Source organism: Winogradskyella marincola (genome assembly GCF_029624125.1).
In the GTDB taxonomy this organism is placed as follows: domain Bacteria; phylum Bacteroidota; class Bacteroidia; order Flavobacteriales; family Flavobacteriaceae; genus Winogradskyella; species Winogradskyella marincola.
Window position 1 is genome coordinate 1 of record NZ_JARSBN010000002.1, and the last position, 15,180, is coordinate 15,180.

The window sequence follows — 15,180 nt, forward strand, 5'->3', positions numbered from 1 at the left end:
AATATCTCAGCGTCTTTACTCGGTAAATCAAACTGCTCTTGTTCGTCCCCTGAATTGTCATTGTCGCATAACTCATAAGAACTTACTTCTATGGTATCTGGTAGTGGGTTGACAATTAATTGCAAGGTCGTAGTATCATAACAGCCTGCTCCGTTTTCTATACGTACATATACTTCTTCTGCATTTGCAGTGGTATTGGTGTATAAATTTGGTAATACTCCGGTATTGTCAATAGCTCCTTCTGGCGTGGAATGGTACGTTACTGTTACTCCTGTCTGAACTCCTATAACCTCAGCATCGCGATCGCTTAATGTAAATACCGTAAAACCATCGGTATCGTCATCACACTCCTCTAAAGCTATAGGTGCATTTGCAGTTGGATTACCTAATACTTCTAGGGTTAAAGAAGTAACAGCATAACACTCCTCATTATTATTGTCTTCTAATCGTGCATAAATAACCTGACTATTTGGTGTTGTATTGTTGTAAGGAGATGCTAATGGTGATTGGTCGTCTTCAGCATCTGTTTCGGTTAAATGATAAGTTACACTTACATTGTCAGGATCATTTGTTCCTATAACTTCTGCATCTCTATCTGTTAAAGTAAATGTTCCTATTCCATCAATCGTATCGCCATCACAAACTTGTATTGGAGTTATCATACTTCCTGTTGTAATATCTGTAAATAAGAGTTGAAATGATGTGGTATCAAAACATTCTTGAGAAGCATCAGCTATGCGAACCCATATTGTTTGAGGGTTAGAAACATTAGTATAGTTTGTAGGTAAAGCTCCTACATTATCAATGGCATCTTGCTCTGTAAGGTGATACGTTATGACAAAATCGTCAGGGTTTTGACTTCCTAACACATCATCATCATTTTCTGATAAATCAAACTCTGCTGTTCCATCAGCATCACATGTAGACAAATCTGGTGCAGTATTAGCGACAGGATTTGGTTTAAACTGTACAAAAATATCTGATGAATTTTCACATCCTGGTGCAAACACTACATCAACATAATAATATCCTTCATCTATAACATCAATTGTAGAACCTGTCTCTCCATTAATAAGAGTTGCATTATTAATATCATCTGTAGGAGAGTAATACCAAGTATGTGTTGCTGTTGGAGCTTGCGTATCTAGGGTTACTGCAGTACCACCACATTCTGCAGTACCAGCTGCAATAGTTACATCATCACCTAAATCTCCTCCTAAATTAAAACTGCCTGCTTCTAAAAATATAGCAGAATCCCAAATAGAGTCTCCTTCATCAGCAACAACAAGTTTAATCTCATACTCTACATTTGGTGTAACAGGAGCAGTTGCTGTTAAAGCAATTGTGCGTCCACCATAGTTGGTATCGCCTAACTCATATCCATTAAAAAAAGCTGGATTAGCCGTACATGTGCCAGAGTTATTAATATTGGTTACACTTACAGGAGTACCATCATCTAATACCGCCAAATTAGTGTATTCTGTTGTTCCTACTTCTCGTAATAAAAATGCAAAAGCATCGGCAAAACTACATTCTGTACTACCATCATATTCCTCAGAGAACATGATGTAACGGAAACTTATTGCTGTGTCTGTAGGCACAAAACTAAACTTCACATATGTAGCATCATTAGAATTAAAACTTGGATCCGTTGGCAAGAATAAAGCTTCTAAATCTGCATCACCTCCTAAGCCAAGATTTGTTGATGCTGTTGTTCCTGGCCCATCATCTTGATTACCTCCTTCAAATGCTCTACCTGTAGATAAAACAATACCTTCTTCAAACGGAAAATTAGGAGCTGCACCACCTCTTGTAAAATATCCATAACTTTTGGTTTGTAGTGCTCCAGGCGTACCACTGACTTGCACTTCAAAATTATCTACACTTGAACATCCTCCTGAAACCAATACATTTTCAACCAATTCCTCTAAGGTATAAGAAGATTCTGGGTATGCCGAATTATTTATTGTTACTATAGGATCTAATACATTAACAAAAAATGTTGTGCTTTCATCACAACCTATGGGATTATCATCTTCTACAGTTAATGTTACTAAATATGTACCTGGTGCTGCATAAGTGTTAGACACATTTGTTCCAGTACCAACATTACCATCTCCAAAAGTCCATGAATATGTTGCATTTGTACCATCAACTGAAAATGTAGCTCCACCTACAAAATCAACTGTTTCTCCTGGTAATATCTCAACAACATTCGGAAAAGTTTCTGCTGGTGTTGTACTTACAATCTCAGGTGTTATTGTTTGACAGGACACAGCACAAGTGATGTTGGCTTCCCAACCTGTTGTATTTAGCGAACCATTAGATGTAAAAGTTATAGTTAAACATCCTGAAGCATTATCTGTTGACGCTATTACAGTTCCTGGAGACGCTACACCAGAATATGTCCCAATAACAGGCGCTGTAGTATCATCTCCATCGTAAATGGTTAATATATCAGCATTTAACTGTGTACTAAAATCAACAAAATCTAATATAATAAACTCATCTGCATTTGGTGCACATATCGTTGTTGTAAAACTTTCGTCATCTCCATAAGAACCAAACTCTCCACCTGAATCAAAAAACCTATCAGGTTCACAACGCGTAAATGTCCCATCTTGCATTGAGAAGTCTTGAGAATACCCAAGAACTGAAATCATCAGTGCAGTAAAAAATAATATCTTTTTCATAGCTAGTTAGAATCCATTAAAAAACACAATAAAATATTATAAATTTAACATTAGACATTATGTTTTTACAAATGAGGACGAAATTTAATCAAATAAAATGAATTGACTTAAGAAATTGGTCACAAAACATTATATACATGATTAACGATTGATGCTGATATTTCATATTTTTGCATAAAAAAAGATGCCTAACACAAAAATAACAATAGTTCCTACCTCTAATGAGGCCATTTTAAAATTTGAAGCTGATCGGTTTTTAACCAATCACAATAGTTTTGAATTTAATAACATTGACGAAGCAAAAAACTCTCCTCTAGCTCAGCAATTATTTTATTTACCTTTTGTAAAGAAAGTATACATTGCATCGAATTTTGTAGCTATTGAGCGCTACAATATAGTTACTTGGCCAGATGTACAAGATGAAGTAGCTACACAACTAGAAGACTATTTATCTGGCGATGGTATCATTGTTACAGAAGACGCTGTAAAACCAAAAGCTGCAGTTACTGTTTATGCAGAAAGCACACCTAACCCAAGTGTTATAAAATTTGTTTGTAATAAAGTTTTAGTACCAAATGTATATGAATTTACATCTATTGAAGAGGCCAAACCTTCTCCAATGGCAACTGCTTTATTTCAATTTCCATTTGTAAAAAATGTGTTCATGGAAAAAAACTTTATTTCCATCACTAAGTTTGACATCATTGAATGGGAAGAAATAACACTTCAACTTAGAGAGTTTATAAAATCTTATGTTGAAGATGGTAAAACTATACTTAATGATGACGCTCCTAAGCAGCTTAACAAAACAGAAAAAGCCATTGAGCAAAAATTTGAAGCTCTAGACGACACTTCAAAAAGCATTGTAAATATTCTTGAAGAATACGTTAAACCTGCTGTTGCTAGTGACGGAGGTAATATTGAGTTTAGGTCTTACGATGAAAACACAAAAAAGGTAGAAGTGTTACTACAAGGTGCTTGTAGTGGATGCCCTTCTTCTACTTTTACATTAAAAAGTGGAATTGAAAACATGCTAAAAGAAATGTTAAACGATACTGCTATTACCGTTAACGCAATTAATGGGTAAACTTATGTGACTTTTTATCTTCAATTGTTTCTAAAAAATACAATCTAATAAAACAATATTATTATGGCAGTATTAAAAGTAATTGAAGTATTATCTAACTCAGACAAAAGTTGGGAAGATGCCACTAAAAAAGCTGTAAAAGAAGCATCTAAAACAGTAAAAAATATACGTTCTGTATACGTACAAGACCAAAGTGCCATTGTTAAAGATGGTGATGTTACAGAATTTAGAGTTAACTTAAAGTTGACATTCGAAGTTAAATAATTGCAAAACAATATTTTAAATTTACTCGGTTTACTACCGAGTTTTTTATTCAAAAAAAAATAATCAAGATGGAAACACAAAAATGGATAGATAAAGGTTATGACATAATTGTTGAATTTGCGCCTAAAATTTTGGCTGCAATTCTGATATGGATTATTGGTAATTGGGTCATTAAAATGGTAATGAAAGGTGTAAAAAAAGCCATGACCAAAGCTAATTATGAAGATAGCTTAAAAAAATTCTTACTCAACCTACTTAATTGGATTTTTAAGATTGTATTAATCCTTGTTGTGCTTGGCACTGTTGGTGTAGAAACCACTTCTTTTGCTGCAATACTAGCTGCTGCTGGTTTGGCTATTGGTATGGCTTTGCAAGGATCTCTTGGTAATTTTGCTGGTGGTGTTTTAATAATGATTTTTAAACCTTTTAAGATTGGAGATCTTATTGAGGCTCAAGGCGAAATCGGAGCTGTAAAAGAGATAGAAATTTTTACCACCAAACTAACAGGTCTTTCTAATAAAGAAATTATAATTCCTAATGGTGCGTTGTCTAATGGCAATATTATAAATTATACTACTGAAGGCACAAGACGTGTAGACTTGGTTTTTGGCGTAAGTTATGATGCAGACATAAAACAAACTAAAGAGGTTTTAATGAATGTGCTTACCTCTAACCCTAAAGTATTAAAAGAGCCTGCTCCTGCTGTTACGGTATTAGAATTAGCAGACAGCTCTGTTAATTTTGCAGTAAGACCTTGGAGTAAGGCAGAAGATTATTGGAGTGTTTACTTTGAAGTTACAGAAAACACAAAAGAAGCGTTAGATGCAGCTGGTATAGAAATACCTTATCCACACTCTGTAGAAATACAAAAAGAAGGTTAAACCTTCTTTTTTACAGCTACAAAATCTTTTAAATAATAAGGTTCAAAATAGGCGACATCTTCGATGTCGCTTTTTTTATACTTTAACTCAGACAGCAAACTCATTTCATTTGCAGAAGGTAATTTATCTTCAACAAAAATTGCATTTGGATGATTAAGCAACTCTTTTGTTTTAGCAACACCACTTCCTACAAAATAAACCTTATTGTCTTTTAGCAAGTCTATATAACTCTCTTCGGTTAACACTTCGGCTTTAATCTCTCTAACCTGTTCGTATTTATGATTAAAAATAGCTGAATACACTTCCATACGACGTGCATCTAACATAGGTATAATAACACCATCATCAGCTTTTACCTGATGTGCTAAACTTTCTAACGTCGAAACCGAAATTAAAGGCTTACTTAAAGCATAACACAATCCTTTAGCAGATGACACACCTATACGCAAACCTGTGTAAGACCCAGGACCTTTGCTTACTGCAACAGCATCTATATCTTTAGAAGAGATGTTTGCTTCTGCAAAAACATCTTTTATATAGACATGCAAGGTTTCTGCATGAGAGTAACCAGCACTGTTATCTTCTTTTAAAACTAAAGTCTCTCCATCTTTAGACAGAGAGACTGAACAATTTGTTGTGGCTGTTTCTATATTAAGTACTAAGGCCATTAAATGCTATTTAAAATTTATTCCTCTTTCTTATCCTTTACGCCTGAGGTTGTTTTCTTTTTGTTTTTATACTCTAAAAGATCACCAGGATTTAAGGATTTTGAAACCATATTATATGGACCTGTTATGATCTTATCGTCTTTTGATAATCCTGAAATAATCTCAATATTAGAGTCGTCTTGAATACCTGTTTTTACAACTCTTAATTTGGCTTTCCCGTTATCATCTATAAACACGCATTCAAACTTTTCTTCTTCATTTTGAATTTCGTCTTCTTCAAACTCAGCCTTAGAACCATAAGGTTTTTTAGTAGCGCTTGTATCTGTCTTAATTACAATTGCACTTATTGGCACTGCTACTGCATTTTTCTTTGTTTTGGTAATAATATCTACCGTAGCTGTCATACCTGGTCTAAATGGTGAATAATTCTCTGGCTTACCTTCTGTAAGATCTTTGTAAGACTCTTCAAGTATTCTAACTTTTACTTTAAAATTAGTAACCTGATCTGCAGTTAAACTACCTGCTGCAGAGTTAGCTATTTCTGTTACTACTCCTTTAAATTCTTTTTTCAAATAAGCATCTACTTCAACAATTGTAGAATCTCCAATGCTTACCTTTACAATATCATTTTCGTTAACATCTACCTCAACTTCCATATTATTAAGGTTTGCTACTCTTAAAATCTCAGTACCAGCCATTTGTTGCGTACCTACAACACGCTCACCTTCTTCAACATCAAGCTTAGAAATTGTACCGCTCATTGGCGCATAGATTGTTGTTCTGTTTAGATTGTCTTTTGCTTCATTAACAGTTGCTGCTGCACTTTGCACATTGTAGTACGCAGAATTTTTTCCAGCCACCGCAGTTTCGTAGGCTGCAATAGAACTGTCCCAATCTGCTTTTGAAATTACGCCTTTATCAAAAAGCGACTTGCTTCTTTCGTAATCTGCTTTGGCTTGTTTAAGATTAGCTTCGGCTTGCTCTAATCCAGCTTTTACATTCTGATAGGATGCTTGAGAACGGTTTACAGCAGATTGAATTAAATCTGGATTTACTCTTACTAATAAATCTCCCTTTTTAACCTCCTGACCTTCTTTAAATGGTAATTCTAAGATTTCGCCCGATACTTCTGAAGAGATTTTAACCTCTACTTCTGGTTGAATTTTTCCGGTAGCAGAAACGGTTTCTACTATATCTCTTAGAGCAACTTCTTTTACTATAACTTCTTTAAAGTTTCCTTTTTTACCAAACCATCCCAATGATGAACCTGTCACTAATAAAATTAGTAAAGCAACAACACCACCAATTATAATTTTTACAGTTTTACTCATTTCTAATATTAATTTAAATCAGTTATTGGAAGTCCAAAATAGAATTCTAATATTTTAAGTCTGAAAATATAATCATACTTTGTCCTTACCACGTCTGATTGTGCATTTTCATATGCTGTTCTCGATTGATTAAAATCGAATGAATTAGACAAACCTACATCATAACGTTCTTTGGCGTACTCAAAAGCTAAACGACGCGCTTCTTCTGTTTTCAAAGCTGCTTCGTAAGATTTTTTAGAGTTTTTTGCATCATTATAAGCCTGATAAACGGTAGACTCTAAGTCTAACTCTGTTTGCTCTAACTGAAATTTTTGGCGCTCTATGGCTACTTTACTTCTTTGAACATTATTTCTTACGCTAAACCCATTAAAAACAGGGATTCTAAGTTGTAATCCAAGTGATGTACCATCAAAAATGTATAACTGGTCTATAAATGGAATATCTTCACCTGTAAATGGATTTGTTTGAGAACTTGCCCAACGCGTGTTGTATTGCACAAAACCAGATAATGTAGGATAGTAGCTAGATTTACTGATTTCTAAATCTTTTTCTGCCAAATCTAAATTAGCTTTAGCTATAAGCACATTATTAACTTCTTCTTTAGCTTTCTCTGCAATCTCAGCTGGACTTTTTTCTAATATATCTGCAGACACTAAACCGTAGTCTATATCTACAATATCAAAATTTAAATAATCTTTAAGTTGTAATGTTTGTGCTAATCCTAGCTTAGAAATAAACAATGCATTCTCTGCATTTATAATTTGTTGTTCTTGGGTAGCGCTTGTAGCTTGTATTTCTAATAAATCGCCTCTTGGCAACACTCCTGCATCAACAAGATCTTGGGTGTTTTTAATATTCTCTTTTGTTACTTCGTTTTGAGATTTTAAAACACGCAACTGCTCTCTGTTAGCAAGGATTTGTAAAAAAGAATTTGCAACCATAAGTGATACATCATCCTTCATTTTATCTAATCCATACTGCGAAGCTATTTGATTTAACTTAGCTCTTTGAAGCGTCTTCCAGTTGGCTAAACCATTAAAGATATTAATCCCAGAACTAATTGAACCATTAGCAGACTCAAACGTGCTATTTTCAAACTGGTTTGTTGCTGGGTTTACGTTAGCACCTGTATTACTTCCAAAACTTCCGTTGGCATTAAGAGTTGGTAAAAAATTACCAATAGCATCTTTTTTTGCTATATCTGCAAGATTAGTATCTAACTCACTTTGCTTAATAGAAATATTATTTTCTAAAGCATGATTTACACACTCTAAAAGTGTCCACTTTTTATCTTGTGCCTGACCAAAAGCTACAAAAAAGAGTAGTAATACTATGATTGATTTTTTCATCTGTATGTTTATTGATTGTTTGATAGACAGATGGAATTTGTCATTATTAAATATATTGAAATTTATTTTTTGACTCATTTCACAATGCCTATATGTCTATGTAAATTATAAAGTGTTACACTAAATGTTAAAATTATTGTTTGGCAAATTTTTCAACACCTTGAACAGGATTCCAAACCTTTATTTTATCATCCTTGGTAATACCGCTTTTAACCTCTACAAATATACCGTCTCCTATACCTAGTTCTAAATCTCTGCGTTCAAATTTTTGCTCTCCAATCTGAACTTCTACATATGGTTTTTTGGTTTCATCATCATACTGCACTAAGGCTTCTTTTATCGCTAAAACCTTTTCTGCCTTTTCTAAAATTATTGAAGCATTAGCACTTAATCCTGCTCTAATAAATGTAGAATCCATTTTCTTTAAAGTTCCTTTAATTTCAAACTGAATAGCTCCATTTTCTTCAACTCCTTTAGGTGCAATGTAATCTAAAACTGCATCAAATTTATCGTCCTCTATAGCACCAACAGTAATCTCTAAAGGTAAGCCTTCTTTTATTTTTCCGACTTCACTTTCATCTACCTTACCTTCAAAAATCATTTTAGTTACATCTGCTAATGATGCAATTGAAGTTCCTTCATTAAAATTGTTAGCTTCAATAACCTGGTTTCCAGCCTTAACTGGAACATCTAACACCATACCAGATACAGTTGCTCTAACCTGCGTTTGAGCTATATTACCAAGTCCTGAAGTAGTTCCGGTTTTAATAATATCATAATTTTGGCGCGCTTGAGTAACATTAATTCTCGCTTGCTCTACTTGTTGCTTAGCCTGAAGAAAGGTATTGTTTACCTGATCGAAATCATTTGCTGAAATTACACCTTTATCAAACAGTGCTTTTTGACGATCATAAATCGCTTTCTGAGTATTAAAATTAATCTCTGCGGTTTGTAGTGACGTTTGATTGGAAGAAATACTGTTTTTTGCACTTGTAAGATTTGAAACATTTGGTATTACTCTAATCTGAGCAATTAGATCTCCTTGTTCTACATACTCTCCTGCTTCTACATATACTTCGTCTACAACACCAGAAATATTTGGCTTAATTAAGACCTCTTCTTTTGGCACAATAGAACCAGTAGCTACAGTCTTAACCACAATGGTCTCTTCTGTAGGAGACTCTGTTGAATAAGTCACAGGATCTTCCTGATTTTTTTGCCATAAATAATATAAAGCAACTACAAATAACACTACAATAAGCAGTAAGGCAATTAATGTTTTTGTTCTTTTCATGAGTTAATTGATGATAATTAATTTATTCTATTCTTAAAGCGTCTACGGGTTTCATCTTGGTAGCTCTTGTTGCTGGAATAAATCCTGCAGCCAGCCCAGAGACAATTAAAATTATTAATGCTGTAAATACAACTTGCATACTTACGCTTGGATTGGCAAAGTTTTCGGTAGGACCAGCATTGTCTAAAATGGTATTTAATCCCCAAATTAAAAAAGCGGCGAATGTAATACCTATCATACCAGACAAGGTTGTTAACAATAAACTTTCTTGAAGAATTTGAGATTTTATAGTCCATGGAGAAGCTCCCAACGCTCTTCTAATTCCTATTTCCTTTGTACGCTCTTTTACAACTATAAGCATAATATTGTTAATCCCAATAATACCAGACATTAACACCAGTATACCTACAAAATAACCAACAATACTTAAAATTGAAAACAGACCATTAATTCTTCCAAATTCTTCAGCGAGATCAAAATGGCCAATAGCTCTATCGTCTTCTGGGTGCACTTTGTGCCTCGATTTCATTAAATCAAAAACCTTTTGCTTAATTGTTGTAATTGGCACATTGTCTTTTGCTGTTATAGCCATCCAACCAACTCTATCTCCTCTATTAAAAGCTTGACCAAAAGTGGTAAAAGGAATATAAATGGTATTGGCTTCTTCTTCTTGGTTACCTTGACTATTACTCATTTTAAATGTACCAACAACCATAAAATTAACACCATTAATCTTAATGTAAGTACCTATAGGATCTTCGTCTTTATCGTATAAACCTTTTATAACACCTGTACCTATAACACAGGTTTTTCTTTTTTCGTTAATATCAGAATATGAAACAAAACGCCCTTGAAGTATATCCATAGGTTGTTGATTTATATACTCTGGGTAATCTCCATAAATTTCAAAAGCACCTGTTTTTGTACCTCTTATGACATTGTTAGCTCCTCTAAATCCTCCGAGTTGGTTTCGTGGAGACACATATTTTAGATTAGGAATTTGACTTTTTATTGCTGCAACATCATCTATCTTATAGTTAAAATAACGTCCTTTTGGCAATCCTTTATATGGTTTAGAAGTACCTTGAGTCCACATAAACATAGAGTTGGTAGCAAAATCACCAAAATCTGCTGTAACTCCATTTCTTAATCCATTGGTTAATGCTAATAATATAACCAGAACAAAGATTCCCCAAGCAACACCAAATGCTGTTAAGGCTGTTCTTAACTTATTTGCACTTAAGGCTTCTAATATTTCGCTCCAACGTTCTCTGTTAAACATATTATTCGTCTCTTAATGCTACAATAGGTTTTATTTTTGCTGCTCTGTAAGCTGGAAAAAAACCAGCAACTGCACCTGCAAAAACAAGCACAAAAACAGCACTTAAAGCAATATTAAAATCTACTTGTGGATATTTTATAAAATCGTGCTGAACCTGAGGTCCTACTATTTCGAGAAGCCCTAAACCGAAAATTAAGCCAAATAAACCTGCAAACATGGTTACAAAAATGGCTTCCTGTAATATCATTCCTATTATTGATAATGGTAAAGCTCCAAGTGCTTTTCTAATACCTATTTCTTTAGTGCGCTCCTTTACGATAATCAACATAATATTTCCAACACCAACTACACCTGCTATTATAGTTAGCACACCTATAACCCAAAACACAAATTGAATGGTATCTATTAATGAATATATTTTTTTAGCTTCTTCTAATGTATTAAATACACGCACAGCACTCGTATCATCTGGAGCAACGGTATGTATTTGTTTTAATTCAGTTTCAATAGCAGTAGACATATTATTAGATAGTGTAACTGCATCTTCAAAATTATCAGACATCTTAACCGTAACTAGGATGTTTCTAATATTATCACCAGCTCCAAAAACTTTTTGAGAAGTAGATAATGGAATATAAGCTTGTTGCTCTTCGCGCTCACCACCTGGATCTATAAATACACCAACAACCTTAAAACTTATTCCATAGATTTTTATTTCTTTATTTATCGGGTCTTCATCCTTAAACAGATCTTGCCTAAGTTTTTTGCCAATAACAGCTACTTTTCTGGTTTCTTCTACATCTGTTTCGTTAACAAATCTACCAGTTTCCATATCAGCATTTTCAATAAACTGATGATCTGGCATAACACCTCTAACCTGATAATTTACATTTTCGTTTTTATAGGTAATCTCTGCTCCCCAAATAGAAAATATAGCTGTTTCGTGCTCTATATTACTTTTGTATTTCTGAGAAATGAAGTCAAAATTTTCATTTTTCATTTGAACATATCTCCCTGGATTAAGGCCTTTGTATCCTTTTGTAGTAACACCAGTCCATACTGTAATTAAATTAGAAGCATCTCTTTCAAACTGAGACTTAACACCATTTTCTAACCCTTTACTAAAGCCTAAAAGGATAACTAAAATAAAAATTCCTGATGCTACTGAAAGACCAGTTAAGAATGTACGAAGTTTATTTTTTCGTAAAGTTTCAAATATTTCTTGCCAACGCTCTAAATCAAACATGTGCTGATGCCCTAACTTGTTCTACAGTGCTATCGTCTATAATAACACCATCTCTAAGGTTTACAATACGCTTAGTCATATGTGCTATATCATCTTCGTGTGTTACAATAAGTATTGTCTTGCCTTCATCATTAATGCCTTGAATAAGCTCCATTACTTCGTAAGATGTTTTTGTATCCAAAGCTCCTGTTGGCTCATCTGCTAACAGTACTTTAGGGTCGCTAGCCAACGCTCTTGCTATTGCTACACGTTGCTTTTGACCTCCAGACAACTCACTTGGGAGATGATGAGACCACTCTGCTAAGCCTACCTTTTCTAGATAATGCATGGCTCTGTCGGTACGCTCTTTCCGCTTTACGCCTTTGTAGTATAATGGCATAGAAACGTTATCTAATGCACTTTTATAATTAATAAGGTTGAAGGATTGAAAGATAAATCCTAAAAATTCATTCCTGTATTTGGCTGCTATCTTCTCATTAAGATTTTTAATAGGCACGTTATCCAGAATATATTGACCTGAGTCTGCTTCATCTAACATTCCTAAAATGTTTAACAAAGTAGATTTACCAGATCCTGATGAACCCATTATGGAGACTAGCTCACCTTCATTTACATTAAAATTTATTCCTTTTAACACGTGAAGCGAATTGCTTCCCATATGGTAAGACTTATGTAAATCTTTAATCTGAATCATAATTGGTTGGTTAACACATACAAGTTTAAGAAAATCTAGGAGGCTTTTGTGCCAACAAATTGTTAAGACTTCTTTACAAACCCTATGATATAGACTAAAATTTTAAAGAATTGTTACAATTATTAAACTGTTTTATTTGACTTTTTAGAATTATTGAAAGTCTTGTATACAAAAAAACCTATAACAGCTACCAGAATATAAGGTACTGCCATTAAAAACATAATGCCATCATTGATGCCTTCTGCTGCAGATTGATCCTCTCCACTTTCTAACACTGCTCTACACATAGCACACTGCGCATTTGTTCTTAGAAAAAAGAAAAGTGACATTATTAGAAAGGTTATTTTTTGTTTCATTATTAAATGTAATAAGGCGAAATCATAAAGTATACTACAACACCTGTTACTGCAACATACAACCACATAGGAAACGTTACTTTAGCTATTTTCTTATGACGCTCTATATTATTAGTTATAGCTCTTACATAGGTGATAAGCACAAATGGTATAATGACAACAGAGAGTAAAATGTGCGTTATTAGGATAAAGTAATATATATATTTTATAGCTCCCTCTCCACCGAATTTTGTTGAATCACTCGTCATATGATACGCCACATACATTACTAAAAACATTACAGATAATGCTATGGCAAACTTCATTAAGTTTTCGTGTAGTTTCCTGTTTTTATTTTTAATTGCTATTACGGCAACTATAAGTACAATTGCTGTTAACCCATTAATGCCAGCATAAATTGGAGGCAACATCGTTAGTGGCTCTACATCGAAACCTAATTCTCGAAGATTAATTCCAAAAAGCGCTGCTACTGCAATTGGTATTACCACTGACAATACAACTATCCACTTATTGTACTTTTTTTCCTGATCTAAATCTACATTACTCATATTATTCTTTCAATAGTTTAGCAATATCTTCTTTTAGAATTGTAATTTCTTGCGGAATTCCTTCATCATCTTCTCCTTCTTCTTCAGAAATTAAACCATTATAAAACAATAAAGGGTTTCCAAAATTATCTCTTCTAGATCTTATATATCCTTCTTTATCTATTAGAGCAAAATTACCTGAATGTTCAAAGCCACCTTCTACATCATCATTTTTTCCAGTATATAGATTGAAACCTTGATTGGCTAGCTTGTAAATAGCATCTTCATCTCCTGTCATTAAATGCCAGTTAGGATTTGTAATTCCGTACGACTTGGCATAAGCTTTCAAAACTTCGGGAGTATCGATTTCTGGATTTATGGTAAATGAAGCTACACCGAAATTTTCAAAATCTTTGAAGTGATTTTGTACGTTTACTAGGTTACGATTCATTATTGGACAAATCGTTGGACAGGTTGTAAAAAAGAATTCTATAACATAGACCTTACCTAAATAATCCTTGTTAGTAACAGTGTTACCATTTTGGTCTGTAAAACTAAACTCTGGCACTGTTCTATTTTTTCCATCTAACGGAATATATGCTAAATCCGAAGCTTTCTTTGATACATCTTCGCTTCTGCTTTCGTCTCTTGTAATATCATTATTGCTTACTCTATTTATAATCTTTGGTATAAAAATGATACCAAAAACTAAAATGATAAAAGCAATACCTACATATGAATAGTTAGCCTTTTTACTCATTGATTTGTTTTAAATCTTTATTTCTTCTTTGATTAGAATCATCAAACTCTCCTTTGCGCTTATCTCTATATTCTTTAAAAAGCACTCTCATATCTTCTGCTGCCATTTTGTTTTTAAGCTCAGCAACTTCTACACAATCATAACTATACAAGCTATAAACTGACGCATTTGATTCTATCTCTTTATCTGTTCTATCGTCTAATCTTCCTCTTTGGTTTAAATCTCTATCTACTATAAAAACCATACTTGAAGAAAGATTGTTATCTAATGTTTGTTCTGACTTTAAGCTATTAAAAATGCTTTTAATATTAGACTCATTAGTATAAACTAGGTGCCAAAATTTTAAATCTTCGTAAGTCTTAATTTCCTTTAGTAATGTTTCTGCTTCGGATTTAGCTTCGTGTGGCAACAACATAACGACTTGAAAAGTTTTAAATCCTTTACTTCGGTCGTATACCAATTCTTTAAGATTAAAAGCTGCAGTAGAATTATCCATTGGCTTTTTACCTAAAAAAGATAAAATAGTAATATGATCTTTTAGTTGAATCTCGTTTTCATTGGCAGGTAGTTCTTTAATACCTTCTTTAACGATATCTAATGGATTATAATTATCCTTAGAAAGCAACATTACTAGTATAAATGCTACTGGCAAAAAGAATAAAATACCTAAGACGATGTTGCGTTTTCCGCTGCTTAATTCCATAATACAAAAATAAAAAAGGTGGTTTAGAAAAACCACCTTTTAATA

Annotated in this window: 15 protein-coding genes; 3 read left to right on the top strand and 12 right to left on the bottom strand. The window is 33.5% G+C overall.

Annotated features, from left to right (window positions below):
* On the bottom strand, positions 1 to 2,693 hold a 2,693-nt coding region (locus P7122_RS03305; protein ID WP_278004356.1), incomplete at its 3' end, for an FIDD domain-containing protein.
* Between the two features lie 184 nt (positions 2,694 to 2,877).
* On the opposite strand from P7122_RS03305, the gene P7122_RS03310 reads away from it, so the two are divergent.
* The 3 genes from P7122_RS03310 (at position 2,878) to P7122_RS03320 (ending at position 4,925) form a co-directional block, all read left to right on the top strand.
* Entirely contained in the window at positions 2,878 to 3,780 is a 903-nt protein-coding gene (locus P7122_RS03310; RefSeq protein ID WP_278004357.1) for a NifU family protein, read from the top strand.
* Positions 3,781 to 3,843: 63 nt separating this feature from the next.
* Positions 3,844 to 4,044 (top strand): dodecin family protein, encoded by a 201-nt coding sequence (locus P7122_RS03315; protein WP_278004358.1) that lies wholly within the window; start codon positions 3,844 to 3,846, stop codon positions 4,042 to 4,044.
* 68 nt (positions 4,045 to 4,112) lie between these two features.
* Positions 4,113 to 4,925 (top strand): mechanosensitive ion channel family protein, encoded by an 813-nt coding sequence (locus P7122_RS03320; protein ID WP_278004359.1) that lies wholly within the window; start codon positions 4,113 to 4,115, stop codon positions 4,923 to 4,925.
* Here P7122_RS03320 and tsaB read toward each other — a convergent pair.
* The 11 genes from tsaB to P7122_RS03375 form a co-directional block, all read right to left on the bottom strand.
* Positions 4,922 to 5,593, bottom strand: coding sequence for a tRNA (adenosine(37)-N6)-threonylcarbamoyltransferase complex dimerization subunit type 1 TsaB (tsaB, locus tag P7122_RS03325; RefSeq protein WP_278004360.1), 672 nt, complete (start codon positions 5,591 to 5,593; stop codon positions 4,922 to 4,924). The two genes, P7122_RS03320 and tsaB, sit on opposite strands and share 4 nt — an antisense overlap.
* Before the next feature lie 17 nt (positions 5,594 to 5,610).
* Positions 5,611 to 6,924 (bottom strand): efflux RND transporter periplasmic adaptor subunit, encoded by a 1,314-nt coding sequence (locus P7122_RS03330; protein WP_278004361.1) that lies wholly within the window; start codon positions 6,922 to 6,924, stop codon positions 5,611 to 5,613.
* Positions 6,925 to 6,932: 8 nt separating this feature from the next.
* The gene (locus tag P7122_RS03335) at positions 6,933 to 8,273 is read right to left on the bottom strand and encodes a TolC family protein (RefSeq protein ID WP_278004362.1); all 1,341 of its coding nucleotides are present in this window, start codon (positions 8,271 to 8,273) and stop codon (positions 6,933 to 6,935) included.
* A 133-nt stretch (positions 8,274 to 8,406) separates the two neighbouring features.
* Entirely contained in the window at positions 8,407 to 9,567 is a 1,161-nt protein-coding gene (locus P7122_RS03340; RefSeq protein ID WP_278004363.1) for an efflux RND transporter periplasmic adaptor subunit, read from the bottom strand.
* Between the two features lie 22 nt (positions 9,568 to 9,589).
* Positions 9,590 to 10,849 carry an ABC transporter permease gene (locus tag P7122_RS03345; RefSeq protein ID WP_278004364.1) on the bottom strand — a complete coding sequence of 420 codons (1,260 nt, stop codon included), beginning with the start codon at positions 10,847 to 10,849 and terminating at the stop codon, positions 9,590 to 9,592.
* A 1-nt stretch (position 10,850) separates the two neighbouring features.
* The gene (locus P7122_RS03350; protein WP_278004365.1) at positions 10,851 to 12,095 is read right to left on the bottom strand and encodes an ABC transporter permease; all 1,245 of its coding nucleotides are present in this window, start codon (positions 12,093 to 12,095) and stop codon (positions 10,851 to 10,853) included.
* On the bottom strand, positions 12,088 to 12,789 hold the full coding sequence (locus P7122_RS03355) for an ABC transporter ATP-binding protein (protein ID WP_278004366.1): 702 nt from the start codon (positions 12,787 to 12,789) through the stop codon (positions 12,088 to 12,090). The genes P7122_RS03350 and P7122_RS03355 overlap by 8 nt, the downstream gene beginning before the upstream one ends.
* Positions 12,790 to 12,911: 122 nt before the next feature.
* Positions 12,912 to 13,145 carry a hypothetical protein gene (locus tag P7122_RS03360; protein ID WP_278004367.1) on the bottom strand — a complete coding sequence of 78 codons (234 nt, stop codon included), beginning with the start codon at positions 13,143 to 13,145 and terminating at the stop codon, positions 12,912 to 12,914.
* 2 nt (positions 13,146 to 13,147) lie between these two features.
* Complete coding sequence (locus P7122_RS03365; protein WP_278004368.1) at positions 13,148 to 13,693, bottom strand: DUF420 domain-containing protein; 546 nt, start codon at positions 13,691 to 13,693, stop codon at positions 13,148 to 13,150.
* A 1-nt stretch (position 13,694) separates the two neighbouring features.
* Positions 13,695 to 14,432: an SCO family protein gene (locus P7122_RS03370; protein ID WP_278004369.1), complete on the bottom strand. Its 738-nt coding sequence runs from the start codon at positions 14,430 to 14,432 to the stop codon at positions 13,695 to 13,697.
* Positions 14,425 to 15,135, bottom strand: a complete 711-nt coding sequence (locus P7122_RS03375) for a hypothetical protein (RefSeq protein ID WP_278004370.1) — start codon at positions 15,133 to 15,135, stop codon at positions 14,425 to 14,427. Before P7122_RS03375 ends, P7122_RS03370 begins: the two co-directional genes overlap by 8 nt.
* Between the last annotated feature and the right edge of the window lie 45 nt (positions 15,136 to 15,180).

Excerpts from the sequence above, each read along its gene's own strand:
- P7122_RS03310 (WP_278004357.1), top strand. The coding sequence starts at position 2,878 with ATGCCTAACACAAAAATAACAATAGTTCCTACCTCTAATGAGGCCATT.
- P7122_RS03315 (WP_278004358.1), top strand. The coding sequence starts at position 3,844 with ATGGCAGTATTAAAAGTAATTGAAGTATTATCTAACTCAGACAAAAGT.
- P7122_RS03320 (WP_278004359.1), top strand. The coding sequence starts at position 4,113 with ATGGAAACACAAAAATGGATAGATAAAGGTTATGACATAATTGTTGAA.
- tsaB (WP_278004360.1), bottom strand. The coding sequence starts at position 5,593 with ATGGCCTTAGTACTTAATATAGAAACAGCCACAACAAATTGTTCAGTC.
- P7122_RS03330 (WP_278004361.1), bottom strand. The coding sequence starts at position 6,924 with ATGAGTAAAACTGTAAAAATTATAATTGGTGGTGTTGTTGCTTTACTA.
- P7122_RS03335 (WP_278004362.1), bottom strand. The coding sequence starts at position 8,273 with ATGAAAAAATCAATCATAGTATTACTACTCTTTTTTGTAGCTTTTGGT.
- P7122_RS03340 (WP_278004363.1), bottom strand. The coding sequence starts at position 9,567 with ATGAAAAGAACAAAAACATTAATTGCCTTACTGCTTATTGTAGTGTTA.
- P7122_RS03345 (WP_278004364.1), bottom strand. The coding sequence starts at position 10,849 with ATGTTTAACAGAGAACGTTGGAGCGAAATATTAGAAGCCTTAAGTGCA.
- P7122_RS03350 (WP_278004365.1), bottom strand. The coding sequence starts at position 12,095 with ATGTTTGATTTAGAGCGTTGGCAAGAAATATTTGAAACTTTACGAAAA.
- P7122_RS03355 (WP_278004366.1), bottom strand. The coding sequence starts at position 12,789 with ATGATTCAGATTAAAGATTTACATAAGTCTTACCATATGGGAAGCAAT.
- P7122_RS03360 (WP_278004367.1), bottom strand. The coding sequence starts at position 13,145 with ATGAAACAAAAAATAACCTTTCTAATAATGTCACTTTTCTTTTTTCTA.
- P7122_RS03365 (WP_278004368.1), bottom strand. The coding sequence starts at position 13,693 with ATGAGTAATGTAGATTTAGATCAGGAAAAAAAGTACAATAAGTGGATA.
- P7122_RS03370 (WP_278004369.1), bottom strand. The coding sequence starts at position 14,432 with ATGAGTAAAAAGGCTAACTATTCATATGTAGGTATTGCTTTTATCATT.
- P7122_RS03375 (WP_278004370.1), bottom strand. The coding sequence starts at position 15,135 with ATGGAATTAAGCAGCGGAAAACGCAACATCGTCTTAGGTATTTTATTC.